General features: G+C 63.7%; 26 protein-coding genes. 11 read left to right on the forward strand and 15 right to left on the reverse strand.

Annotated elements, in window-relative coordinates:
- Nucleotides 1–2 precede the first annotated feature (2 nt).
- From bcsA to NCS02_RS16330, 6 genes are all read right to left on the reverse strand, one after another.
- Complete coding sequence (bcsA, locus tag NCS02_RS16305; protein WP_250523234.1) at nucleotides 3–2,219, reverse strand: UDP-forming cellulose synthase catalytic subunit; 2,217 nt, start codon at nucleotides 2,217–2,219, stop codon at nucleotides 3–5.
- Nucleotides 2,216–3,004, reverse strand: a complete 789-nt coding sequence (bcsQ, locus tag NCS02_RS16310) for a cellulose biosynthesis protein BcsQ (RefSeq protein WP_175979200.1) — start codon at nucleotides 3,002–3,004, stop codon at nucleotides 2,216–2,218. Before bcsQ ends, bcsA begins: the two co-directional genes overlap by 4 nt.
- Nucleotides 3,001–3,735, reverse strand: coding sequence for a cellulose biosynthesis protein BcsP (bcsP, locus tag NCS02_RS16315; protein ID WP_250502900.1), 735 nt, complete (start codon nucleotides 3,733–3,735; stop codon nucleotides 3,001–3,003). The genes bcsQ and bcsP overlap by 4 nt, the downstream gene beginning before the upstream one ends.
- Nucleotides 3,736–3,857: 122 nt before the next feature.
- Nucleotides 3,858–4,313: a cellulose biosynthesis protein BcsD gene (gene bcsD, locus NCS02_RS16320; protein WP_250502901.1), complete on the reverse strand. Its 456-nt coding sequence runs from the start codon at nucleotides 4,311–4,313 to the stop codon at nucleotides 3,858–3,860.
- A gap of 576 nt (nucleotides 4,314–4,889) precedes the next feature.
- Nucleotides 4,890–5,087 (reverse strand): hypothetical protein, encoded by a 198-nt coding sequence (locus NCS02_RS16325; RefSeq protein WP_008353634.1) that lies wholly within the window; start codon nucleotides 5,085–5,087, stop codon nucleotides 4,890–4,892.
- Between the two features lie 52 nt (nucleotides 5,088–5,139).
- Nucleotides 5,140–5,376: a hypothetical protein gene (locus NCS02_RS16330; RefSeq protein WP_033537140.1), complete on the reverse strand. Its 237-nt coding sequence runs from the start codon at nucleotides 5,374–5,376 to the stop codon at nucleotides 5,140–5,142.
- A 153-nt stretch (nucleotides 5,377–5,529) separates the two neighbouring features.
- On the opposite strand from NCS02_RS16330, the gene NCS02_RS16335 reads away from it, so the two are divergent.
- Nucleotides 5,530–6,144 carry an NAD(P)-dependent oxidoreductase gene (locus NCS02_RS16335; protein ID WP_250502902.1) on the forward strand — a complete coding sequence of 205 codons (615 nt, stop codon included), beginning with the start codon at nucleotides 5,530–5,532 and terminating at the stop codon, nucleotides 6,142–6,144.
- 7 nt (nucleotides 6,145–6,151) lie between these two features.
- Here NCS02_RS16335 and NCS02_RS16340 read toward each other — a convergent pair whose 3' ends face one another.
- The 5 genes from NCS02_RS16340 to NCS02_RS16360 all read right to left on the reverse strand — a co-directional run bounded on the left by NCS02_RS16340 (nucleotide 6,152) and on the right by NCS02_RS16360 (nucleotide 11,343).
- A complete protein-coding gene (locus NCS02_RS16340) occupies nucleotides 6,152–6,619 on the reverse strand; it encodes a DUF3331 domain-containing protein (protein WP_144403834.1) in 468 nt (155 codons plus the stop codon).
- 348 nt (nucleotides 6,620–6,967) lie between these two features.
- Nucleotides 6,968–7,804: an ABC transporter permease gene (locus NCS02_RS16345; RefSeq protein ID WP_008353631.1), complete on the reverse strand. Its 837-nt coding sequence runs from the start codon at nucleotides 7,802–7,804 to the stop codon at nucleotides 6,968–6,970.
- 5 nt (nucleotides 7,805–7,809) lie between these two features.
- Nucleotides 7,810–9,081, reverse strand: a complete 1,272-nt coding sequence (locus NCS02_RS16350) for an ABC transporter permease (RefSeq protein ID WP_051079071.1) — start codon at nucleotides 9,079–9,081, stop codon at nucleotides 7,810–7,812.
- 64 nt (nucleotides 9,082–9,145) lie between these two features.
- The gene (locus NCS02_RS16355) at nucleotides 9,146–10,180 is read right to left on the reverse strand and encodes an ABC transporter substrate-binding protein (protein WP_008353629.1); all 1,035 of its coding nucleotides are present in this window, start codon (nucleotides 10,178–10,180) and stop codon (nucleotides 9,146–9,148) included.
- A 56-nt stretch (nucleotides 10,181–10,236) separates the two neighbouring features.
- Nucleotides 10,237–11,343, reverse strand: a complete 1,107-nt coding sequence (locus NCS02_RS16360; protein WP_250502903.1) for an ABC transporter ATP-binding protein — start codon at nucleotides 11,341–11,343, stop codon at nucleotides 10,237–10,239.
- A 188-nt stretch (nucleotides 11,344–11,531) separates the two neighbouring features.
- Here NCS02_RS16360 and pdxR point away from each other — a divergent pair, with 188 nt between their 5' ends.
- Nucleotides 11,532–13,025: a MocR-like pyridoxine biosynthesis transcription factor PdxR gene (pdxR, locus tag NCS02_RS16365; protein ID WP_034471872.1), complete on the forward strand. Its 1,494-nt coding sequence runs from the start codon at nucleotides 11,532–11,534 to the stop codon at nucleotides 13,023–13,025.
- 14 nt (nucleotides 13,026–13,039) lie between these two features.
- Here pdxR and NCS02_RS16370 read toward each other — a convergent pair whose 3' ends face one another.
- Complete coding sequence (locus NCS02_RS16370) at nucleotides 13,040–13,618, reverse strand: TetR/AcrR family transcriptional regulator (protein WP_250440522.1); 579 nt, start codon at nucleotides 13,616–13,618, stop codon at nucleotides 13,040–13,042.
- A gap of 98 nt (nucleotides 13,619–13,716) precedes the next feature.
- Here NCS02_RS16370 and NCS02_RS16375 point away from each other — a divergent pair, with 98 nt between their 5' ends.
- Nucleotides 13,717–14,184 carry a nuclear transport factor 2 family protein gene (locus NCS02_RS16375; protein ID WP_250460390.1) on the forward strand — a complete coding sequence of 156 codons (468 nt, stop codon included), beginning with the start codon at nucleotides 13,717–13,719 and terminating at the stop codon, nucleotides 14,182–14,184.
- Between the two features lie 12 nt (nucleotides 14,185–14,196).
- On the opposite strand, the gene NCS02_RS16380 is transcribed toward NCS02_RS16375, so the two are convergent.
- Complete coding sequence (locus NCS02_RS16380; RefSeq protein ID WP_008353624.1) at nucleotides 14,197–15,219, reverse strand: transporter; 1,023 nt, start codon at nucleotides 15,217–15,219, stop codon at nucleotides 14,197–14,199.
- Between the two features lie 260 nt (nucleotides 15,220–15,479).
- Between NCS02_RS16380 and NCS02_RS16385 the strand changes: the two genes are divergently transcribed.
- From NCS02_RS16385 to NCS02_RS16395, 3 genes are all read left to right on the forward strand, one after another.
- Complete coding sequence (locus NCS02_RS16385) at nucleotides 15,480–15,824, forward strand: hypothetical protein (RefSeq protein WP_033537148.1); 345 nt, start codon at nucleotides 15,480–15,482, stop codon at nucleotides 15,822–15,824.
- Nucleotides 15,825–15,886: 62 nt separating this feature from the next.
- Entirely contained in the window at nucleotides 15,887–16,318 is a 432-nt protein-coding gene (locus NCS02_RS16390) for a response regulator (protein WP_008353620.1), read from the forward strand.
- Nucleotides 16,319–16,640: 322 nt separating this feature from the next.
- Nucleotides 16,641–16,916, forward strand: coding sequence for a hypothetical protein (locus NCS02_RS16395; RefSeq protein ID WP_008353619.1), 276 nt, complete (start codon nucleotides 16,641–16,643; stop codon nucleotides 16,914–16,916).
- 106 nt (nucleotides 16,917–17,022) lie between these two features.
- On the opposite strand, the gene NCS02_RS16400 is transcribed toward NCS02_RS16395, so the two are convergent.
- Nucleotides 17,023–17,976 (reverse strand): chemotaxis protein, encoded by a 954-nt coding sequence (locus NCS02_RS16400; protein ID WP_008353618.1) that lies wholly within the window; start codon nucleotides 17,974–17,976, stop codon nucleotides 17,023–17,025.
- Between the two features lie 286 nt (nucleotides 17,977–18,262).
- On the opposite strand from NCS02_RS16400, the gene NCS02_RS16405 reads away from it, so the two are divergent.
- From NCS02_RS16405 to NCS02_RS16415, 3 genes are all read left to right on the forward strand, one after another.
- Nucleotides 18,263–18,703 (forward strand): CBS domain-containing protein, encoded by a 441-nt coding sequence (locus NCS02_RS16405; RefSeq protein WP_175979204.1) that lies wholly within the window; start codon nucleotides 18,263–18,265, stop codon nucleotides 18,701–18,703.
- A gap of 116 nt (nucleotides 18,704–18,819) precedes the next feature.
- Nucleotides 18,820–19,818 carry a diacylglycerol/lipid kinase family protein gene (locus NCS02_RS16410; RefSeq protein ID WP_250502904.1) on the forward strand — a complete coding sequence of 333 codons (999 nt, stop codon included), beginning with the start codon at nucleotides 18,820–18,822 and terminating at the stop codon, nucleotides 19,816–19,818.
- Nucleotides 19,815–20,666, forward strand: a complete 852-nt coding sequence (locus NCS02_RS16415; protein ID WP_250502905.1) for a metallophosphoesterase family protein — start codon at nucleotides 19,815–19,817, stop codon at nucleotides 20,664–20,666. The genes NCS02_RS16410 and NCS02_RS16415 overlap by 4 nt, the downstream gene beginning before the upstream one ends.
- Here the strand turns inward: NCS02_RS16415 and NCS02_RS16420 are convergent.
- Entirely contained in the window at nucleotides 20,650–21,045 is a 396-nt protein-coding gene (locus NCS02_RS16420; RefSeq protein ID WP_008353614.1) for a PPC domain-containing DNA-binding protein, read from the reverse strand. The two genes, NCS02_RS16415 and NCS02_RS16420, sit on opposite strands and share 17 nt — an antisense overlap.
- Before the next feature lie 104 nt (nucleotides 21,046–21,149).
- On the opposite strand from NCS02_RS16420, the gene NCS02_RS16425 reads away from it, so the two are divergent.
- Nucleotides 21,150–21,539 (forward strand): MAPEG family protein, encoded by a 390-nt coding sequence (locus NCS02_RS16425; protein WP_175979206.1) that lies wholly within the window; start codon nucleotides 21,150–21,152, stop codon nucleotides 21,537–21,539.
- Between the two features lie 16 nt (nucleotides 21,540–21,555).
- Nucleotides 21,556–22,230 (forward strand): alpha/beta hydrolase, encoded by a 675-nt coding sequence (locus NCS02_RS16430; protein WP_008353612.1) that lies wholly within the window; start codon nucleotides 21,556–21,558, stop codon nucleotides 22,228–22,230.
- The last annotated feature ends 123 nt before the right edge of the window (nucleotides 22,231–22,353 follow it).

Consider the following 22,353-nt stretch of genomic DNA (forward strand, 5'->3'; position numbering starts at 1 on the left):
TTTTATTGGTCTTTGGTTTTCAGCTTCTTCACATCGACCGGGCGCTTGTTCATCCAGGTTCGAAGGTCGCTGTACAAGTGCTCGAACAGTCCCGCGATGCCGCGCGTGCCGACGAGCAGCACATGCGACAGGCCGCGCAACGGCGTGTCCGGACGGCGTCCCTCCGACCATCCGGTCCAGGCGTCCGCGCGCGCGAAAGTGGTCTTCACGAAGTCGTATTCCTGCTCGCGCGTGAGTTGCGAGAAGCGCAGGCCGACGCGTCCGGGTTCCGTATAGCCGACCGTCGCCGGAAACGCGTATTCCTCGTCGCCGCGAAAGAGCGAGACGGTGACGCGCTCGTGCATCGGCACTTCGATCTTGCTCGGCAACGCGACGCCGACGCCGCCTTCCGAATAATCGATGGTCTCGCAGGCGAGCGTGCGGCCGGTCGAGAACTTGAGCATGACGGGCATTTTCATCGTGACGCGATGCGTCGCGCGGACCTGCTTGCGCTCGCTCGCCGCCGCCACCGATGCGCCGAGAATCAGCATGTTGTAGACCGTCCAGCAGAGGTTGAGGATGGTTGTGTTCACTTCGCTGCGCACATGCCAGTTGATGGCGATATGCACGATGCCCGCGACGAAGCCGAGCAGATTGAGGAGCAGCAGGAACAGATACGGCCGCGAGATGGACCAGTCGAAGTAATCCTTCGCGATCTGCCCGCCCTTGGCCGTCACGTTGAACTTGCCGAGCTTCGGGTTGATGACGGCGAGCAGCGTCGGCGCGGTGATGTACGACGCGAGCACCGATTCGTACACTTCGGCCCAGAACGAATGGCGGAAGCTGCGCTGCATGCGCGAATTGGTGATGCTCGCGTGCATCATGTGCGGCAGCGCGAAGATCGCGATGGTGCTCGCCGCCGCTTCGATCACATGCGCGCCGAAGAACAGATACGACAGCGGCGCGGTAAGAAACACGAGACGCGGCACGCCGTAGAAGAAGTGCAGCATGCCGTTGAGATAACACAGCCGCTGGCCGATCTTGAGGCCCTTGCCGGTAAGCGGATTGTCGATGCGGAAGATCTGCGTCATGCCGCGCGCCCAGCGGACGCGCTGCCCGATATGCCCTGAAAGACTTTCCGTGGCAAGACCCGCGGCCTGCGGAATCGCGAGGTACGCGGTCGTATAGCCGAGCCGATGCAGCTTGAGCGCCGTATGCGCGTCTTCGGTCACGGTCTCGACCGCGATGCCGCCGATCTCCTCGACCATCGAACGGCGCAGCACGGCGCAGGAGCCGCAAAAGAAGGTCGCGTTCCAGAGATCGTTGCCGTCCTGCACGAGACCGTAGAACAGTTCGCCTTCGTTCGGCACCTTGCGGAACGTGCCGAGATTGCGTTCGAACGGATCGGGCGAGAAGAAATGGTGCGGCGTCTGCAGCATCGACAGCAGCTTGTCGCGCAGGAACCAGCCGAGGCAGATTTGCAGGAAGGAGCGCGTCGGGATGTGATCGCAATCGAAGATCGCGAGGAATTCGCCCTTCGTGATCTTGAGCGCCTCGTTGATGTTGCCCGCCTTCGCGTGACGGTTATGCGTGCGGATCGTCCAGTTGACGCCCACTTCCTCGCAGAACGTCTTGAATTCGGGGCGACGGCCGTCGTCGAGTACGTGGATCGCGAGCTTGTCCGACGGATAGTCGAGCGCGAGCGCCGCGTAGATCGTCGGCTTCACGACGGAAAGCGGCTCGTTGTACGTCGGGATGAATACGTCGACGGTCGGCCACTGGCTGCGGTCGGCCGGCAGCGGCAAGGGCTTTCTCTTCAGCGGCCACGCGGTCTGGAAGTAGCCGAGCATGAGCACGAGGGTCGCGTAGACTTCGGCGGCGACGAGCAACATGCCCCACGCGGCGTCGAGCGGACGTTCCCAGTAAGTCGTTTCCGTGAGCCGCCAGAACATGTAGCGGCCCGACGCGACGATCGACAGCATGATCATCACGAGCGTCGCGTACTGGCCTTGCAGGCGGCGAAAGCCGAGCGCGCAGACGAAGCAGATCGTCGCGAACGCGAGTTGCTGGCCGAACGCGAGCGGCACCGTGACGACGAAGTAAAGCGCGAACGCGGCGAAGAGCGTGAGCAGGATCACGACGATCCGGCTGCTCCAGATGCCTGCATCGACGAAACGTTCGAGGCGCGAGGTCGCGACGCTCACTTCGGTCTCGGGCGACGGGATCTTGGCGGAACTCATGCGAGCTTCCTCGGCGAAGCGGCCATCGCATCGACGGCCGAGAGGAGCCACTCGCCGCACGCGCGCAAATCGGCGGCGGCTTGCGACAGCGGATCGTAGTGGATGAGCGTCGTGTCGCACGCGAGCGATTCGGAGACGCCTTCGTCCTGATGGATGACGCCCGGAAACAGCTTCGTGCCGAGCATGTTGCGCAGCACCTTCAGCACGTCCTTGCTCAATTGACGCGACTGATCGACCTGATTCACGACGTAGCCCTGACCCGCGAAATCGGCGCGCGGCGCGGCGTAGGCGTCGATCATGCGCTCCATGCCGGGGATCGCGGCGTAGGACGCCGCATCGGCCAGCACGACGTTCAGCGCGAAGTTCGCCGCCGTCAGCGCGGTGCGCGTGTAGACGGACGAGCCCGGCGGCGTATCGACGATCACGATGTCGTTGGCGTCGAGCGCGAGCGAACCGAGCGCATGCGCGAGCCACGCCGGATCGCTATCGACGAGCGCCTCGAAGCGGCGGCGGTCGTCTTCGGTCACCGCGCCGTAAGGCAGCACGGTCACGCCGTCGACGCCATCGAACATCACCGTCTGCCAGGGATCGCGGCTGAGCGTCGCGCGCGAGATGCCGTCGATGCTATCGAGCGGAATGCCGAAGTGCAGGCGCAGCGCGTTCTGCGGATCGAGATCGAGCACGATCACGCGACGATTGCGCGCGGCGAGCACCGACGCCAGATTGGCGGCGAGCGTCGTCTTCCCGACACCGCCTTTCGCGGAAACTACCGTGATGACTTTCATGAGCGTGAGAGGCGGCTCGCGCGAGCGTGCGTGTTCGTGGATTCGTCGCCCTGCGGACGGGCGTGGCGCAGGCGCTCGAACATGGCGTCGAGCGAGTTCGCGGACGCGCTCGGCGCGCTCTGCGTTTGCGGCTTGAAGAGCTTGCCGAGGATCGATTGCGGCGCGGCGGCCGCAGCGGCTGTCACCGGCGCAACTTGCGCAGGCGTGCGGCGCGCCGCGAAGTCCGTTCCGAACGAGGCGGCGGGGCGCGCGAGTTCAGTAGCGTTCGATTCGACCGGCGGGACCATTGTATGAACCGGCGCTGCGTTCGTCTTGGACACGGTCGCCGAATCTGGAATCGTTTCCGTTTGCGCCGGCGCCGATTCGCCGAGCACCGAAAAGCGCAGCGCGCTCAACGACTCCGCCGCCGGCGGATTGACGGCCGGAATCGTGCGGCGATGCGGCCGCGTGAAGAGAGGCTGCCTGCCGCGATGGATCGGCGTCGGCTTGTCGGCATGGTGAGCGGCGGGCGGGGCGGCGGCTTCGTCCGGGCGCGCCCGCGCGGCGTTCGGCTGCACGTCGTGGCGCGGCGCGATCTCCGGAATCGCCGGCTGCGCGAAGTCGAGCGTGGCAAGCAGCGGCCAGCGGGTGCGGGCCGTCGTGGCCTCCTTCTCCCGGCCGATTTCCTGATAGTCGCCTGCATTGCCGCCGAAATGATCGAAGAGCTTCTCGATATCGCGCGAAGTATTCATGATGCCGCTTCCTCGTCGTGCCTGTTCTTGATGCCTGGCCGGTGCTGCCTGTTTTTAGCCGCCCGTTCGGGGCGGTCGATGCCGCCGCGTCGAGGCGGCGGTCGCAATGTGCTGAAGATGCTTCAGGCCGCGACGCGCGCGAGCCTGAATTCGATGGCCGCGTCGTCGCCGAAGTCGCTCGCCTGACGGATCGCGAGTCCTTGTGCGCCGAGCCCGGCGAGCCATCGCTGATACGCGCCTTCGAGGAACGCGGGCGTCCATGCGAGCGCGCTTTCGCCGAAGGCGGGCAGCGGCGCGCAGAAATGCACGATGCTCAGATAGTCGCGCTCGTCGGAGAGCTCGACGAAGCCCCAGTCGGTGTCGTGCCACAGCGCGTTGAGCGCGTCGGCGAGCGTCGACGTGGAATCGCAGGGCGGCAGCGGCCGGGCTTCGGCGAAGCGGCTGCCGACGTTGTGCATCAGTTGACGCAGTTCGTTGCGCCCGATCTGCGCTTCGAACTCCTCCGCGAGCGCTGCCAAAAGGCCGCGCCATTGTCTGGAAATCTGACTGTCCAACAGATAATCGAAAATAGCGGCCATGTTTTGTTCGGCAGGGCGTGAGCCGCCGCGCGTGGTTGATCGGTCCTGCAGACTTGTTTGCGTTCTCGCGGGGGACTGCCGAACCGCGACGATGGATCCGGACGTTTGTCCAGGCGCTATGACACGTCTGAACTTACTTCAATGCAGTTGTTTTCGCCAGTAGAAACACTAGCAGAGGATTTTTTGTCGGATCGGGCGATCAGGACGCAGCAGACGACCCAATTCGGGCGTTCGGCCCTCGCGAGGATGGACGAAATATCGACAGACGCGCGCTATTCCGAAGTCGGATTCGGGCTCGCCCGCAACGGCGGCGGAAGTGTACCATCTCGTTAATGAGCAAAATCAGAGCGTTGGCTCTGAATCACACCGATTGACTTTTCGCAAAACGGCGCAGCCACGGCGTGAACTAAGCCATTGTTTTGTCTGATTAAATGGCCTAAACGCAATCGGACGCGTTGCGGAGCATTTATCTCCCGCGGGCAACGGCCGACAGGCAATCGAAACGCCGCTTCAAAGGGTTTCGCAAGGCCAAAAAAAACGCCCCGAATGGGGCGTTTCGTATGACGTTTCGAACGTTCAGGGATTCGCGCGTACGGCGTCCCTGACTGCGTCCATCACAATGCCGTAATTGAGCGGGATGTCCAGCGAATCGGAGTAGCCGGGTTCGTCGGCGGACTCCTTGGGGACAGCGTGAACCGGAATCGGTTCGTAGGCGGTTTCGCCTGCCGGATTGTCGCGTCCTTCGATGGCACCCTGCAATTGCGGATTCTTCACGGTTAACTCCTTCCGGTAATGGAGCGGCGAGGAACTGCAATATAAACCAATGTCATGACATTTTGGCGACTTCGATTTGGAAACTCGCTCCGAAACTGCTGCGGGCGGCGCGCCGGTAATCGCCGCTGTCGCGCATCTCGAAAGAGTGCGGGGCCTCTAGTTTAATGGTGCGGCGCGCCTCCGAAAGCGCCGTTTCATTATGACGATCGCATGCCGATATTGCGCCCGCCTCGCGAATTCGGCCCGGAAATTGCATGAGTCCATGTTTATCAGGTAAGTTTTTAATCATCGCCGCACGCTATTCGATTCTACGAATCGGTATTCTCCGGAAACAAACGCCATCGAAAGCGTCGGCTGTGGCGCCGGTTATTTCGCTCTATCATCAACCGCGCGGTCGGATCACGCCGGCGCGCCTGCCGCACGTGCAAAGGAGAAAGTGGCAATGAGCAGAATCGCGATCATCGGGGCGACGGGCAATGTCGGCAGCCGTCTGGTGGAAGAATCGTTGCGCCGCGGACACACGGTCACGGCGATCGCGCGCGATACGTCCGGGCTCGCGCAGCGCGATGGCCTGAGTCCGCTGAACGTCGACGCGCTCGATGCCGCCGCGCTCGCCGCCGCGCTCGCCGGACACGACGCCGTGTTCAGCGCGACGCGCTTCGCCACGGTCTCCGAGCCGGCCATCGTGGAGCCGGTGAAGCGGGCGGGCGTGCGGCGCCTGCTGGTCGTGGGCGGCGCGGGCAGCCTGTACGCGGCGCCCGGCCAGCGCGTGCTCGATTTGCCCGATTTCCCCCCGGCGTACAAACCGGAAGCTACGGCGGGCGCGGCATTTCTCGACGCGTTGCGGCGCGAACGCGACGTCGACTGGACGTTCATCTCGCCGTCGGCGGAATTCGTACCGGGTCCGCGGACGCAGAAATTCCGGCTCGGCGTCGACGAATTGCTCGTCGACGGCAGCGGCCGTAGCTGGATTTCGTTCGATGATTACGCGATCGCGTTTCTGAACGAGTTCGAACGCGAATCGCACATCAAACAGCGCATCACCATCGGATATTGAACGCCCGTCAGCCGTGCAAATCGACTTCCATTTGCTCGGCGTCTTTGGGCATCGCGGCGGCCAGAATCATCGCGGATGCGTTTTGCGGCTTCGGATCGCGCTGCGACGGCCGATAAACCTGATCCCCGCGATGAATCGGCATTCCCGATAGCGAGCACACGCCTTCGGCCGTCGCCGTGGTTGCGCGCCAGCCCTGATAGCCGTAGTGGCACGTACCGGGATCGGACCAGTACACGAGCGCCGTCGCGCTGCTCGGGCGCTCGATCACGCGCACGATGGCTTGCGGAAACGGCAGCCGATCATCCGAATGATGCGGATGCGTGCGATTCCAGTCGCGCGTCAGGCGTTCGAGAAACGCGCTCTCCGCGCGGGCGGATTTCTGGGAAGGTGCGGTGCGGGCGATATCCGTGGGCATCGCCTCGAGCAGGTGAACCGTCTGTGACCACGGGTCCGCTCTTTTCGTAAAAGCTGTCATGGCATTGTTCCAGGCTTTGACTCGACCTAGAACGTACGTCATTAAGCATATTCCGATAAATACCGCATCAGTGAATACACTATCCCGTTGCTGCGAATAATCGGGCGGCAACACAAGCGACCCTTCGTCGCGCCTTGGTGGGCGGGCGCTTAAGCGATTCGTAAGCTCGCTCGCGGACCGGTGCAGACCGAAAAATCGATCGGAATCTCCCTCGTTCGCGAGGGTTTTGCGCAATTTGTACGGCAAGAGCACCTGGCGCGGATGCGAGAGCGACAGCGAGGCCCCGATCGGAGCCTCGCGGGATGGGCCCTTCGCATCGTCCGCGATGCGCGTCGTGGACCGGCCAATTTACGCGACGGCGCGCGCCGCCGCGCGGCCTCGCAGCCACTCCAACGCGAGCAGCAGGCTCGTCGAGAACACGATGAGAATCGTTGCGAGCGCCGCTATCGTCGGGCTGATATTTTCGCGGATGCCGGTGAACATCTGCCGTGGCAGCGTCGTCTGGTCGGCGCCGGCGAGAAAGAGCGTGACCACGACTTCGTCGAACGAAGTGGCGAACGCGAACAGCGCGCCCGAAATCACGCCCGGCGCGATGACCGGCAGCGTCACGCGGAAGAACGTCTTGAGCGGGCTCGCGCCGAGCGACTGACTCGCGCGCACGAGATTGTGGTTGAAGTTCTGCAACGTCGCGCCGACGGTCGTCACGACGAAGGGCACGCCGAGCGCCGCGTGCGCCAGAATCAGCCCGAAATACGTGTTCGCGATGCCGAGCGGTGCAAAAAACAGATACATGCCGACGCCGACGACGATCACCGGCACGATCATCGGCGAGATGAGCACGGCCATCAGCACGCTCTTGCCGATGAAATTCGCCTTCGTCAGTCCGACCGCGGCGAGCGTGCCGAGGATCGTCGCGACGAGCGTTGCCGAAGGTGCAACGATGAAGCTGTTCTTCGCCGCCATGCGCCATTCCTGCGACATGACGAGATTGTGATACCAGCGCATCGACCAGCCCGGAATCGGATAGACGAGGAACGTGCTCGACGAGAACGACAGCGGCACGATTGCGAGCACAGGCAGGATCAGATACAGGAGCGTCAGCACGCACAGGATGCGCAGCGCGAAATACCAGATGCGCTCGATCGCGGACGTGTGCGGCGCGAACATCGGTTTGGCGAGTTTCATCTTCTTTACCCCAGGCTCACGTTCGCGCGCGTGAAGCGGCCGTAGACCACGTAGAGCAGCAGCGTCGCGGCGAGCAGTAGCGCGCCGAGCGCGCACGCCATGCCCCAGTTGATCGTTACGTTGGTGAAGTAGGCGATGTAATAGCTGACCATCTGATCGTTCGGCCCGCCGAGGAGCGCCGGCGTGATGTAATAGCCGATGGCGAGAATGAACACGAGCAGCACGCCCGCGCCGATGCCCGGATACGTCTGCGGCACGTACACGCGCCAGAACGCGGCGAACGGATGACTGCCGAGCGACACGGCCGCGCGCTGATACGTCGGCGGCACGGATTTCATGACGCTGTAGAGCGGCAGGATCATGAACGGCAGCAGGATATGCGTCATCGAGATATACACGCCGACACGATTGAACAGCAGCGCGAGCGGCGAGCCGATCAGTCCCGCGCCGATCAGCGCCGTGTTCACGAGGCCCTCGCTTTGCAGCAGCACGATCCACGCGGCGACACGCACCAGTACCGACGTCCAGAACGGGATCAGCACGAGCACCATCACGAGGTTGGCGCGGCGTTCGGGCAGCGTCGAAATCCAGTACGCGAGCGGATAGCCGAGCAGCAAGGCAAACAGCGTCACGCCGACGCCGATCACGAACGTGCGGCCGAATACGTTCAGATAAATCGATTGATCCGGGTCCGCATGGACGATATTGCCGAAGCCGTCCTGCTTGTGATCCAGCGACGCGAGGACATAGAACGGCGAATAGCGGCCGGCGTTCTTCGCGATCGCCTGCCAATAGGCGGGATCGTTCCAGCGCTCGTCGAGTTCGACGATCTTCGACTTGATCTGCGCGGCGGGCAGTGGCTTGCCGTCGTCGCCGGTGAGCGGCATCGCGCGCGCGGTCTTCGCGACGAGCGAGCGGTAGCCCGGAATCTCGGTGTTCAGCCGGCGGGCGAGGGCGCCCATCGATTCGCCTTCGGAAATCGCGGTCAAATCCTGCGCGAGCGCGGCATACGCTTCATCCGATGGCGGCGTCTTGCGGTCCCATTTCGCGAGCGCGGCGCCGGTGTGCGGCAGCGCATTGGCCACTTCGGGATTTTCGATGGCGCGTGTGAGCAGCGCGCCGATCGGCACGACGAAAATCAGAAACAGGAAGATGGCGAGCGGCGCGATCAGCGCGAGCGCCATCGCGCGCTTTTTCGCATCGGCGATCTTCAGTTCGCGCTTCAGACGCGCGCTCGATTCGCGCGATTCTTCGGCGGGGATCGTCATGGTGTTCACGCTTGTGTCTCCTTCTTGACGGTCGCGCCTCCTGGCGACGCGCGACCGTCGCGCCAGCCAGTGCTTACTTCGACGCCCACGCGGTAAAGCGCTGCTCGAGCTCGTCCCCGTGATCGGTCCAGAACGCCATGTCCTGCAGCACGGCGTTCTTCGCGTTCTCAGGCGAGTTCGGCATGTCGGCCTTGGTCTTCGCGTCGAGCGCGGCGATCGCGGCCTTGTTCACCGGGCCGTACGCGATGTTCTTCGCATAGGTTTCCTGCGGCTTCTGCGACACCGAATACGCGATGAACTGCTGCGCCACGTCCTTGTTCGGCGAGCCCTTCGGAATCGCCCAGTAGTCGAGGTCGTAGATGCTGCCGTTCCAGACGACCTTCAGGTTCTTGCCTTCCTTGCGCGCAGCGTCGATACGGCCGTTGTACGCGGTGGACATCACGACATCGCCCGCGACGAGGAATTGCGGCGGCTGCGCGCCCGCTTCCCACCACTGAATCGACGGCTTGAGTTCGTCGAGCTTCTTGAATGCGCGATCCGCGCCCGCCTTGGTGCCGAGCACCTTGTAGACGTCCTTCGGCGCGACGCCGTCGGCCATCAGCGCGAATTCGAGGTTGTAGCGCGCGCCCTTGCGCATGCCACGCTTCCCGGGGAATTTCTTCGTGTCCCAGAAGTCCGCCCAGCCGGCCGGAGCGGTCTTCAGCTTGTCGCCGTTGTAGGCGAGCGCGGTGGACCACACGAAGAAGCCGACGCCGCAGGTTTGCGGCGATTCGGGCACGAGATCGGATTTCTTCGCGATCTTCGACCAGTCGAGCTTTTCATAGAGACCTTCGTCGCAGCCGCGGCCGAGATCGCCGGATTCCACTTCGACGACGTCCCAGTTGACGTGCTTCGCTTCGACCATCGCCTTGACCTTGGCCTGCTCGCCGTTGTATTCGACGGCCGTGACCTTGTTCTTCGACGACTGCTCGAAGGGCTGGTTGAACGCGACTTTCTGCGCGTCGCCGTTCGCGCCGCCGAAGTTGACGACGGTGATTTCCGCCGCGCCCGACATCGCCGACGCGCATGCGAGCGCCGCCGCCATGGAACACAAAGCGAACTTCTTCATGATGGTTTCCTCTCTTCTTCGACTTGGTTTTGTCAGTGGACCTACGGTTGGGAAGTTCAGGCGAACACGCGCAGATGCTCGGGCGCGAATTCGAGCCCGACGGGCGCGCCGGGCGTGAAGCCGTCGAGCGCGGGCGTGCCGAGCGGCACCTTGACGAAGCATTCGTCCTGTTCGCGCACGCCGCAGCGCATGCGAACGTGGTCGCCGAAATAGATGAGGCTTTTCGCTTCGCCGGACAGCGCGTTGATGTTGCCGTTCGCATGGCCGTTGCCTTGCGTGAGATCCGTGAGCTTCATGCGTTCGGGCCGGATGCACGCAATCGCTTCCGCGCCGGGCTTCGCGTTCGCGACATTGAGCCCGGACACGCGCGTGCCGTCGGCTAAACGGATCTCGCAGAACTCGCCCTGAATCTGTTCGATGGTCCCGCGCAGCCGGTTACTGTCGCCGATGAAGTTCGCGACGAACTCGTTGCACGGCGCTTCATACAGATGATCGACGGTGTCGAGCTGCTGCACGATGCCCTTGTCGAATACGGCGACGCGGTCGGACATGGTGAGCGCTTCGCCCTGATCGTGCGTGACGTAGACGAACGTGACGCCGAGCTTCTCGTGCAGCGCCTTGAGTTCGATCTGCATGTGCTCGCGCAACTGCTTGTCGAGCGCGCCGAGGGGTTCGTCCATCAGCACGAGCTTGGGTTCGAACACGAGCGCGCGGGCGAGCGCGATACGCTGCTGCTGCCCGCCGGAAAGCTGCGCCGGATAACGCTTCGCGAAGCTCTCCATGCGAACCATCTTGAGCGCGTTGTTCACGCGATGCGCGCGCTCTTCGGCGGACATCTTCCGAACGGTCAGCGGATATTCGACGTTCTGCTGCACCGAAAGATGCGGAAAGAGCGCGTAGTTCTGAAACACCATGCCGATGTCGCGCTTGTGCGGCGGCACTTTGTTGAGCAACTTGCCGTCGAGCCAGATCTCGCCGCCGGTCGGGAACTCGAAGCCGGCGAGCATCATGAGACAGGTCGTCTTGCCCGAGCCGGATGGCCCGAGCAGCGTGAGAAATTCGCCCTGATAGATGTCGAGATCGAGCGATTTGACGACGAGCGTTTCGCCGTCGTACGTCTTTCGAACGCCGCGAAAACTGACGATCACCTGATCGGATTTCATCTGTCCGTGTCTCCTTCGGAAAAACCCTGTTGCCTACTGCCGGACGGCTGCCGACGTGCGGAAATTATTTCCACTACCTGCGATAACTATAGCCCGCCACGGTTCTACAATGTGGAGCCATTTCAATATTCAAAATAGAACCACTTGAGGGTGACCGGAATAGTGGTTTTCATGCGATGGGAGATACCGTGGATACGATCATCCTGGCCGACTGGCTGAGCGCGCGGCTCGATCGCACGGCCGCCGAGCCGATGTACCGGCAAGTGCTCGAACTGATGCAGCAGGCCATTCTCACGAGCCAGCTCGCGCCGGGCACGAAGTTGCCGAGTTCGCGCACGCTCGCGATCGATCTCGGCATCGCGCGCAATACCGTCCTGCATGTCTACGATCAGCTCACGGCCGAAGGCTATGTGAATTCGACGACCGGCAGCGGCACGTATGTCGCCGACACCGCGCCGCGCGATGGCGTCGCGAAGAAAGCGAAAGCCGAGGAAACGAAGGCGTCGTGCACGATCTCGCGGCGCGGCGAGCGCCTGATCGCGCAGGCGGGCGTGTCGCCGAAACAGTGGGGCGCGTTCATGCCCGGCGTGCCGGACGTCGCCGAGTTTCCGGCACGCACATGGAGCCGCTTGCAGGCGCGTCTATGGAAGCGCGCGAACCCCGATCTGCTGACGTATGCGCCGGGCGGCGGCTATCGTCCGCTGCGGCGCGCGTTGTCGGATTATTTGCGCGTCGCGCGCTCCGTGAAGTGTCAGCCAGACCAGATCATCATCACGACCGGCATTCATCAGTCGATCGATCTCGCCGTGCGCCTGCTCACCGATTTCGGCGATCGCGCGTGGGTCGAGGAGCCGTGCTACTGGGGCGCGCGCAGCGTGCTGCAATCGTCGGGGCTGACGCTCGTGCCGATTCCCGTCGACGAGGAAGGGCTCAATCCGGCCGCGCGCGACATGACCGAGCCGCCGCGCATCGCGCTCGTGACGCCGTCGCATCAATATCCGCTCGGCATGGTGATGAGTCTCGCGCGGCGTCGCGCGCTGCTCGAGTTCGCGCGCCAGCACAAGGTGTGGATCATCGAGGACGATTACGACAGCGAGTTCCGCTACGGCAGCCGGCCGCTTTCGTCGTTGCAGGGACTCGACGACGCGGGGCAGGTGATCTATGTCGGCAGTCTCGGCAAGATGCTTTATCCCGGCTTGCGCATGGGTTACATGGTCGTGCCGGAGGAACTTGTCGAAACGTTTCGCATCGGCGTGGCGGAACTGTATCGCGAAGGGCAACTGATGCAGCAGGCGGTGCTGACCGAGTTCATTCTCGACGGGCACCTGACGTCGCATGTGCGGCGCATGCGCGGACTGTACGGCGAGCGTCGCGAATTGCTGATCAACGCGATCCGCGCGCGTTTCGGCGATACGCTCGCCGTGCGCGGCGACGAAGCCGGACTGCATTTCGTGCTCGAACTGCCGCAGTTCGTCGACGATCGCGCGGTCGCCGCCGATGCGCTGGCGGCCGGCGTCGTCACGCGCCCACTGGTCAATTACTTCATGAACCGCGACGAGGCGTTGCGCGGTTTGATGCTTGGCTACGCGTGCGTGCCGAATCATGACATCGCGCCGAATTTCGCGAAGCTCGCCGATGTGATCGAGCACGCAATGGCGCCCATGCAGGTCGCGCAGGCATGAAGCCGTTCATCGCGCTACTCGGCTGCGCCGCGCCGGACCGCGCGAACGACGCGTGCGAGCGCCTTCAATGCATCGGCGGGCGAATCGCTGAATTGCGCGGCGACGATCGCGCCATCCACGGCGAGCGCGAGCGCTTGTGCATCGGCTTTGGCGGTGCGCGAAGCCGGCATCAGCGCGCGGATCGCCGCGGTCATGTCACGCTTGTGGCGACGTGAAATATCGATGGCCTGCGGCAGCGTCGCGCCGACTTCGACGACCGAGTTGATGAACGCGCAGCCACGATAATTCTCGCTGCCGAACCATTCGGCGAGCGCGGGCACGAGCGCGTTGAGCGTTCCGCCGTGGCGCGCGAGCGCGTCGCGGAACCATGCCATCCAGTTATCGTGACGAAACGTGAGGAACGCGACGATCAGATCGTCCTTGCTCGGGAAATAGCGATAGAACGTCTTTTTCGCGACGCCCGATTCGGCGATCACGCGATCGATGCCCGTTGCGCGAATGCCATCGCGGTAGAAGAGATCGTGCGCGGTGTACAGGATGCGCGCGTCCGGCGCGAGCTCGGAGAAATCGCTGGAGATTGCGGAAGTATTCATGCAATCGATTGTAGACAGGTTCGTCTACCTGCGCTAGAGTGCGTCGGGTAGACAGACCTGTCTACTCATCTCATCGCTTAGAGCAAAGAGGACTCGCCATGGAATCCAAGCCGCCGTTTCCGCCGTTCGATGAAACATCCGCCAAGCTGAAAGTCCGTCTCGCCGAAGACGGCTGGAACACGCGCGATCCGGAGCGCGTATCGCTCGCGTATAGCGTGGACACGCGCTGGCGCAATCGCGCCGAATTCGCGAACGGGCGTGAGGAAGTCGTCGCGTTTCTGCGTCGCAAATGGGCGCGCGAACTCGACTATCGGCTTATCAAGGAATTGTGGGCGTACACGGGCAATCGCATCGCGGTGCGTTTCGCGTACGAATGGCACGACGACGCGAACAACTGGTATCGCAGCTACGGCAATGAAAACTGGGAATTCAACGAAGCGGGATTGATGACGCACCGTCACGCCTCGATCAACGATCTGCCGATCAAGGAAGCGGACCGCAAATATCATTGGCCGCTCGGTCGCCGGCCCGACGATCATCCGGGCCTGAGCGACCTGGGCTTCTGACTTCGGGGGCGGCTACATATCGCGTCGTCGCCGGAACGCCCACCATCCGGCGAGCGCGGTGAAGGTCGCGACGATCGCCACGAGCAGCCAGAAGCCGTGGTGATTTTCCGCGAGCGGAATGCCGCCGACGTTCATGCCGAAGAAACCCGCGACGATATTGATCGGCAGCGCGAGCACGGTCACGAGCGTCAGCGTGAAGAGCGTGCGGTTGCTTTGCTCGTCCATGCGCGTCGCGACTTCTTCCTGCAGGAGCTTGATGCGCTCGACGAGCCCGGCGAGATCGTTGAGCACGAGCGAGAACTCTTCGGTCGCGTCGCGAAGGTCCTGAATGTCCTGCGAATGCAGCCAGCGCGGCGGCCGCGCGAGCAGCCGGAACACGGAGCCGGGTTCGGGCGCGAGCAGGCGCTGCAGCCGGACGAGCACGCGCCGCAGTCCGCCGAGATCGGTGCGGGTCGCGGCGCCGCGCATCGACAGGAAACGGTCTTCGATGCCGTCGACCTCGACGCTCGTGCGCCGCACGATATGCACGAGCAGATCCGCCTGATCGCGCAGCAGATGCGCGAGCAACTCGGCGGGCGAACGGAAAATTTCGCCGCGTCTAACCGACTCGCGCAGCGAATCGACCGATCGCAAGGGCTTGAGCCGCGCCGTCACGATCAGCTTCTGATGCGTGTAGACCCACAGCGTCGCGATCTCCGAGGGCGTCAGCTCGAAGTTGAACATCACATCGTTGATGACGGCGAGGAGCGCGCCTTCCTGATGCTCGATGCGCGTCGAATGCGAGCCTTCGTTGAGCGTGTCGAAGAACGCGTCGGGCAGGCCGAGGCGGCCGCGCATCCACCGTTCGCACGAACTGTTCGCGAGATCGAAGTGCAGCCAGACGAATTCCTTGGGCGTGTCGTCGCGGGCGAGCCATTCGCTTGCGGCTTCGGCATCGATCGGCACGCCGGGCAGATCGGCATGAAATCGGAAACCGCAGACGAGGCCGGAAAAGTCGGAGCCGTAAGGCGGTCTTTGCAGGGTAGCGGGATTCATGCGGGCGTTCGGTTACATTCTGAGTATGTCGGCGTGTCGGCGGATGACGCGGCCCCCGACGCTTCTGGCATGCGCGTCGCCACGCGCTAGTGTGCCATCGGTCGCGCCCCGGATCGCGATCGTATCGCGTGAAAGCGAGCGAAACGATGGCCACGAACGCGGTGCGCCGTGCAAATATGACTGTCATTTTGTCGGCGTATCATCGCGCCACGCAAGACGGGCGCACGCGAGGCGCCGCGCGCGAAACTGGGGAGAAGGCAGTGGAAGACCATGACGACATGGACGGGGCGACGCAAACCACCGCGAACGGGCTGGTTCGCCTGGCGTCGGTGATTGCGGGACTGGCGCGCGAAGGCGCGATCGATACGCGCTTCGGCGCGAAGCTCCTCAAGCGGCTCGACAAGGAAGCGCGGCGCGTATCCGAACCCGGCGGCGCGCCGCTCGACGAGACGGAGCAGTCCGCGCTGTTCGGGGCGCTCGGAGAACTGGATGTCGCGTTGCGCCAGCGCGACGCGGCATCGCTCGTCGAGGCGAATGCGCGGCTGCGCGAGAGCGAAAGCGCGTCGGGAAAGCGTCGCAAAAGCCGGAAGAGCGGCGACGCCTGAGCTTGGCGGCGGGCGGGCGCGAAACATGCTGTTGGGCAGTCGTATGTTTCCGTCGAACGCCCATGCCCCTGTACTTGCATTCTCCTCATTGCGCGCTTTGGACGAATCGCAGCGTCGATGTCGACCGCGATTCGTGGCGCATCCTCATCGTCGACGACAACGCCCATAGCGCAGAAGCGCTTTGCGCCGCGCTCGAAGCGGAGGGCTTCGACACGCGTTTTGCGTTGTCCGGCGTCGATGCGCTCCATACGATCGACAACTGGGTGCCGCACATCGTCATTCTCGATATCACGATGCCGGAACACGACGGTTTCGCAACCGCGCGCGTGCTTCGCCGTATCGCCCGCACGCGCGACGCGGTGATCATCGCGTTCACGGCGCTCGGTGAGGACATCGTGCGGGCGGAGGGCATGCATTCCGGATTCGACGGTTATTGCCAGAAGGGCAACCCGCCCACGGAACTGCTCCGCCTGATCGGACGGCTCGTTCACTGAGATAACGCGGGATGTCGTTCGCGCTAGCGGGAAATTCGCACGCCCGTGCGCTAAATAATTGTTCGTTCCCCGCTAAACGAAGCAGCCGAGCGCGCCGCTTGTCAACACGCGCAATCGCCCGCCAGGCGGACGTTTAGGACGATTTTGAACGATCGTGCGGCCAACTATTGTTGGTCCATATCGAAAACTGAATTGAAATTTATGGAGATAAAAAAGCGATAGTAGGGGTATACACTGCATTCCATCGACGTAGCAGACAGTTTCTCGCAAGACCGCTGCGGCGCTTTCTGATTGAACGTCAACCGTCTTTGGAGCTCACACCATGAAACGCAATCTTCTCGCTACCCTTCTGATCGCCGCTACCGCCACGCTCGCCGCTCCCGCTTTTGCAAGCGGCTACGGTCCGGCTCCGTTCTACCGTCCGGCTGTCGGCGCGCCGACGTCGCAACAAGGTCCGAGCGCACAAGCGATCGCCGCCGAAGAAAACGCGAACGGCACGAGCACGACCGCTTTCGGCGGCTCGCGCGACGCGCTGGCTCAGTCGGGCACCCGCACGCAATCGGCCAACAAGGCTCAGTCCGTCTTCTTCGGTCAATAACCGGTTCGGCCAGCCCGGCTCATCCGCCGGGCCGACAGGCCGAAAGACTGATTCGGCGCGCGCCGCGCAGGCTCAAAAGGTCTGCGTTGCGCGCGCCGAACGCGTTTCAGGCCGCGAGCGCGCCGCGCATCACGTTCGCGAGCTCCGACGCCTCGAACTTCGACACATACGCGTTCGCACCGACCTTGCGCACGTGCTGCTCGTTCGCCGATCCCGACAGCGACGAGTGAATCACCACCGGAATGTGCATCAGCCCCGTCTCCGCCTTGATGCGGCGCGTGAGGGTGAAACCGTCCATTTCGGGCATTTCCAGATCGGTGAGCACGAGCGCGATGTGATCCGCGACCTCGGTGCCGTCCTTCTCCGCCTTTCTGAGCGCCGCTTCCAGTACGTCCCACGCTTCCTGGCCGGTTTTGGTCATCACGAAGGGCACGCCCATCGCCGTGAGACTTTGCTCGATGAGCGCCCGGGCGACGCCCGAATCGTCTGCCGCAAGCACGCGCGCGCCCGGCTTGAGCTGCAGCCGACCGGTGTTGGCCTCGGTGATATCCGTTTCCTGCGACGGCAGCACATCACGCACGATGCGCTCGACGTCGAGCACCTGCGCGAGCCGCGAGCCGTCGACGTTGCCATCGAGCCGCGCGAAACTCGTCACGGTCTTGCCGCCCGAGTGCGATTCCGCCGACAGCACCTGATTCCACTCGAGCCGCACGATATCGTCGACTTCCTCGACCGCGAAGCCTTGCGTCGTGCGCGCGAATTCGGTGACGAGCAGAATTTTCGGACCGTTTTTCGGCCGGCAGCCGGTGATGCGCGCGAGATCGATCACGGGAATGATCTGGCCGCGGATATCCGCGACGCCGAGAATCTCCTCGCTCGAACCGGCGACGGCGGTGATCGTCGGCATCGCGAGAATCTCGCGCACCTTGAACACGTTGATGCCGTACAGCTCCCGTTGCTCCGAGCCCGGCGACTCGCCGAGCCTGAACAGAAGCAATTCGAACATGTTGCTGCCCGCGAGCCGCACGCGCTGCTCGATATCCTGTTGTGAACTGCTCACCTCGTTCTCCCTCTAAGCGATGCCTTCGTGTGTTTGCCGGTGGCTTCACTTTCCACCAGATGCCTGATTAGCGGCATTAATCGGCGAAACTGAAGGCATGCGTGACGACGCGCGAGATGAAACGCGCGGCGCACGTCTCGCGCGGCGCCGGTGATCTATACTTTTTTCGAATGGTCGGGTTAATGCCGATGAAGGCATCGCGCGCGAGGCTTTACGCTGCATACAGGCGCAAGATAACCCGTCGCCCAGGCGCAACAACGTTCCCCGCTCATAACGGAGGCGCTCGATGGCAACAGTCGCACAGGTTCTGAATTCGAAACCCGACCAGACGGTCTTTACCGTTCCAGCCACGGCGTCGGTCTTCGATGCAATCAAGCTGATGGCCGACAAGCACATCGGTGCGGTGATCGTCACCGAAGGCGACGAGATCGTGGGCATCATGACCGAGCGCGACTATGCGCGCAAAGTCGTCCTGATGGACCGCGTCTCGAAGCACACGCCGGTGCGCGACATTATGACGTCGCACGTGCGCTACGTGCGCCCCGACCAGACCACCGACGACTGCATGGCGCTCATGACCGACAAGCGCATGCGTCACTTGCCGGTGATCGACAACGGCAAGCTCATCGGCATGATCTCCATCGGCGATCTGGTGAAGAACATCATGGCCGAGCAGCAGTACACCATCCAGCAGCTCGAGTACTACATTCGCGGCGAGCACACTTGATTGCCGGCGATCCGGCTGTAAGCATTTCGTTATAATCGGCAGGCTTCGCCTATGAGCGCGGAGCCACGCTCGTCGTGCGCGATCCGCGCGCGCGGAGCATCGAGGGAGCGCCGCCGATGACACCGACTGCCGCATCCGCATCTCCATCCGCCGACACCGCAAAAACGCTCGCCGCCGACGCGCCGTTCTTCATCGTGATGAACGCGGGCTCGGGACGCTGTCAGTCCGACGCGACCCGCAGCCTGCTCGAAAGCGAACTCGGCGCGGCCGGGCGACGTTTCGAATTGCGCGTCGTCGACGATCCGCGCGGTCTCGCGGACGTCGCGCGCGAAACCGCGGCGGCGGCGTGCCAAGCGGGCGGCGTGCTCGTCGGCGCGGGCGGCGACGGCACGCTTTGCACGGTCGCGCACGCGGCGCACGACGCCGGCTGCCCGTTCGCGGTGCTGCCGCGCGGCACGTTCAACTACTTCAGCCGCGACCACGGCATTCCCGCCGATCTCGAGCAATCGACGAAACTTCTGCTCGACGCGCGCGCCTATCCGGTGCAGGTCGGCTTCGTGAACGCGCGCATGTTTCTCGTCAACGCGAGCCTCGGGCTTTATCCGCGCTTGCTCGAAGATCGCGAAATCTACAAGCGGCAATTCGGGCGCAGCCGGCTCGTCGCGCTCTGGTCGGCGCTTTCCACGATGCTCAAGCCGCATCGCCATTTGCGTCTGCATATCGATCACGATGGCAGCACGACCGAAATTCGCTCGTCGACGCTCTTCGTCGGCAACAACCGCCTGCAGATGGAGCAGATCGGCATGCCGGACGAAGCGCGCGCGCTGGAACAGGGCTTGCTCGTCGCGATTGCGCCGCGGCCGGTCGGACGGCTCATGCATCTGTGGCTGTCGCTGCACGGCGCGGCGGGGCGTCTGTCGGATTCCGATCACGTCGTGAGCTTCACGTTCGAGCGCATCACGGTGACGCATCCGTCGAAGAAGCGCAGACTCGTCAAGATCGCGACGGATGGCGAGGTCGCGAAACTGCAGATGCCGCTGGAATTTCGCGTGTCCGACAAACCGCTTTTCCTGCTCAAGCCTGAGCCGACAGTGGCCGAAGCCAATCGCTCATGACCTTGCTGTTGCAGATTTCCGATACGCATTTCGGCACCGAGCGGCCGCCGGTGGTCGCAGCGCTCCTGCGGCTCGCCGATGCGCTCGCTCCCGATCTCGTCGTGCTGTCCGGCGATATCACCCAGCGCGCGCGCAAGCGGCAGTTCGCGTCGGCGCGCGCGTTCGTCGATGCGCTCGGCGCGACGCCGACGCTCGTCATCCCCGGCAATCACGACATTCCGCTTTTCGATCCGCTCGCGCGGCTGTGTTATCCGTACGCGAATCATCAGCGCGCGTTCGGCGCCGATCTCGAACCGGCGTTCGATTCGGCGGGGCTGCTCGTGCTCGGCGTGAACACGACGCGGGCGTATCGTCACAAGGACGGCGAAGTGTCGATGCAGCAGGTGAGGCGCGTCGCCGCGCGGCTGGAGGCGGCGAGCGCGGCGCAGTTGCGCGTCGTGGTCACGCATCAGCCGGTGGCCGTCACGCGCACTCAGGACGAAAACAATCTGCTGCACGGACGCGAGCGCGCGGTGCCGCGCTGGGCGCGTGCGGGCGCGGACCTGATTCTCGGCGGGCATATTCATCTGCCCTACGTGTTGCCGCTGCACGATACCTTCGCGGGACTCACGCGCCGCATGTGGGCGGTGCAGGCGGGCACGGCGCTGTCGTCGCGCACGCGCGGCACGATCGACAATTCGGTGAACGTGATCCGCCACGACGCAAGCGGTGGCAATGGCGACGGGCGTCGCGCGACGGTCGAACGCTGGGACTATTCGGAGACGACCGAAGCATTCGAGATGATCGCGCGCCACGATCTCGCGCTCGGCGTCGCGCAACCGACGGATGCTGTCACGTCGCCCGGATGACGAGTTCGGCGAAGCCCGTCGCGGCATCGTGCTCACGCGTGTAACGTTCGCCGGGCAGATGCGCGACGATGATCTCCGCCGTCGTCCGCACGATGCAGCCCGGCGTGACGTGGCCGCCGGAGACGCGGCCATCGGCATCGGCGATGCTCATGTGCAGGTGCGGGCCTTGCGCTGACAGCGTGCCGGCGAGCGTGACGATTTCGAGATCGCCGCGCAATTCAACGGCTTCGTCGCGGCCCGCGTAGCGCAGACGCGCGACGTTCAGGCTGCCGATGCCCTGAAGGACGAACGCGGCGGAGAGCGCGTGCGCGCGGAAGGCATGATCGAGCGCGGCGCGCAGATCGTCGCCGGGCGACAGACGAAGGGTCATCGCATGCATGGATGAAGGACTCGTAGGGGATCACGTTCAAGACTACACGCTGGCGGATCGCGGTGGCATCATGGGCGCGGTCCGCCGTGGCTATTTCTTACTGTGGAGACGCCATGAGTTTCGAACTGACGATGCTTGCCTGGACGCTCGTGCTCGCGCTGGTGCAAGTGTTGCTCCCTGCGGTCGTGCGCAACCGCGAAGTCGGCATCAGATACCAGGCCGGCCCGCGCGATGCCGCCACGCCGCCGCCCGGCAAGCTTTCCGGACGGCTGATGCGGGCGCAGTCGAATCTGTTCGAGACGCTGCCGATTTTCGCCATTGCGGTGCTGATCGTGCACGTCACGGGGCGCGAGAACACGCTCACGCACTATGGCGCGCTTGCGTATTTCGTCGCGCGTCTGGTCTACGTGCCGCTCTACGCTGCCGGCGTGCCGTTCGTGCGCTCGCTGGTGTGGCTGGTGTCGGTCGTGGGCATCGTGCAGATTCTCGTTCCCATCATCTGACGAGGAGTGAAGGGCAATGACCGATCAAGCTTCAACCATCGAGATCGAAACCGCGCCGAATCCCGAATTCGCCGTGATCCTGATGCACGGCCTCGGCGCCGATGCCAACGACTTCGTGCCGCTCGTGCCCGAATTGCGTCTCGCCGATGCGCCCGCGATCCGCTTCGTGTTTCCGAACGCGCCGGAGATCGCCGTGACGGCGAATAACGGCTATGTGATGCGCGCGTGGTACGACATTCTGTCGTTCGAGGGCATCAACCGGCGCGTGGACGAGGCGGGCATCGTCGCTTCGGTCGGGCGCGTGCGGGCGCTTATCGAGGCGCAGAACGCGCGGGGAATTCCCAGTGAGCGCATTTTTATCGCGGGATTTTCGCAGGGCGGTGCGATGACCTATCAGGCGGGGCTCACTCATCCTGAGAAGCTCGCTGGGTTGATCGTGCTGTCGGGCTACATTCCTTCCGAAGGGCTGATCGATGAATCGCTTTCCGAAGCGAACCGATCGGTTCCCATCTTTGCCGCGCATGGGAGCTTCGATGATGTGCTCAATGTGGCTCTCGGTGAGCAGGCGTGCGAATTCGCTCGCGGGCAAGGGTGTGAGGTCGAATGGCATGCCTATCCTATGGCGCATTCGGTTTGTATGGAGGAGGTTGAGGCGTTGCGGGCTTGGTTGGGGGGGCGGTTGCGAGGGTGAGGTTTTTTTTGGGGGGGGGGCCGCGTTGGGGGGGGGGGGTTTTTGTTGTGCGGGGGGGGGGGGGGGGGGTCTTTGTGCCCGCGCTCCCGGGCGCGCGGGACAAAAAAAAACATCCACCCGCGC

It is taken from the genome of Caballeronia sp. NCF2 (genome assembly GCF_023631205.1).
Lineage (GTDB): Bacteria > Pseudomonadota > Gammaproteobacteria > Burkholderiales > Burkholderiaceae > Caballeronia > Caballeronia zhejiangensis.

Excerpts from the sequence above, each read along its gene's own strand:
- bcsA (WP_250523234.1), bottom strand. The coding sequence starts at position 2,219 with ATGAGTTCCGCCAAGATCCCGTCGCCCGAGACCGAAGTGAGCGTCGCG.
- bcsQ (WP_175979200.1), bottom strand. The coding sequence starts at position 3,004 with ATGAAAGTCATCACGGTAGTTTCCGCGAAAGGCGGTGTCGGGAAGACG.
- bcsP (WP_250502900.1), bottom strand. The coding sequence starts at position 3,735 with ATGAATACTTCGCGCGATATCGAGAAGCTCTTCGATCATTTCGGCGGC.
- bcsD (WP_250502901.1), bottom strand. The coding sequence starts at position 4,313 with ATGGCCGCTATTTTCGATTATCTGTTGGACAGTCAGATTTCCAGACAA.
- NCS02_RS16330 (WP_033537140.1), bottom strand. The coding sequence starts at position 5,376 with ATGATTAAAAACTTACCTGATAAACATGGACTCATGCAATTTCCGGGC.
- NCS02_RS16335 (WP_250502902.1), top strand. The coding sequence starts at position 5,530 with ATGAGCAGAATCGCGATCATCGGGGCGACGGGCAATGTCGGCAGCCGT.
- NCS02_RS16340 (WP_144403834.1), bottom strand. The coding sequence starts at position 6,619 with ATGACAGCTTTTACGAAAAGAGCGGACCCGTGGTCACAGACGGTTCAC.
- NCS02_RS16345 (WP_008353631.1), bottom strand. The coding sequence starts at position 7,804 with ATGAAACTCGCCAAACCGATGTTCGCGCCGCACACGTCCGCGATCGAG.
- NCS02_RS16355 (WP_008353629.1), bottom strand. The coding sequence starts at position 10,180 with ATGAAGAAGTTCGCTTTGTGTTCCATGGCGGCGGCGCTCGCATGCGCG.
- NCS02_RS16360 (WP_250502903.1), bottom strand. The coding sequence starts at position 11,343 with ATGAAATCCGATCAGGTGATCGTCAGTTTTCGCGGCGTTCGAAAGACG.
- NCS02_RS16370 (WP_250440522.1), bottom strand. The coding sequence starts at position 13,618 with ATGAATACTTCCGCAATCTCCAGCGATTTCTCCGAGCTCGCGCCGGAC.
- NCS02_RS16375 (WP_250460390.1), top strand. The coding sequence starts at position 13,717 with ATGGAATCCAAGCCGCCGTTTCCGCCGTTCGATGAAACATCCGCCAAG.
- NCS02_RS16380 (WP_008353624.1), bottom strand. The coding sequence starts at position 15,219 with ATGAATCCCGCTACCCTGCAAAGACCGCCTTACGGCTCCGACTTTTCC.
- NCS02_RS16390 (WP_008353620.1), top strand. The coding sequence starts at position 15,887 with ATGCCCCTGTACTTGCATTCTCCTCATTGCGCGCTTTGGACGAATCGC.
- NCS02_RS16395 (WP_008353619.1), top strand. The coding sequence starts at position 16,641 with ATGAAACGCAATCTTCTCGCTACCCTTCTGATCGCCGCTACCGCCACG.
- NCS02_RS16405 (WP_175979204.1), top strand. The coding sequence starts at position 18,263 with ATGGCAACAGTCGCACAGGTTCTGAATTCGAAACCCGACCAGACGGTC.
- NCS02_RS16410 (WP_250502904.1), top strand. The coding sequence starts at position 18,820 with ATGACACCGACTGCCGCATCCGCATCTCCATCCGCCGACACCGCAAAA.
- NCS02_RS16415 (WP_250502905.1), top strand. The coding sequence starts at position 19,815 with ATGACCTTGCTGTTGCAGATTTCCGATACGCATTTCGGCACCGAGCGG.
- NCS02_RS16420 (WP_008353614.1), bottom strand. The coding sequence starts at position 21,045 with ATGCATGCGATGACCCTTCGTCTGTCGCCCGGCGACGATCTGCGCGCC.
- NCS02_RS16425 (WP_175979206.1), top strand. The coding sequence starts at position 21,150 with ATGAGTTTCGAACTGACGATGCTTGCCTGGACGCTCGTGCTCGCGCTG.
- NCS02_RS16430 (WP_008353612.1), top strand. The coding sequence starts at position 21,556 with ATGACCGATCAAGCTTCAACCATCGAGATCGAAACCGCGCCGAATCCC.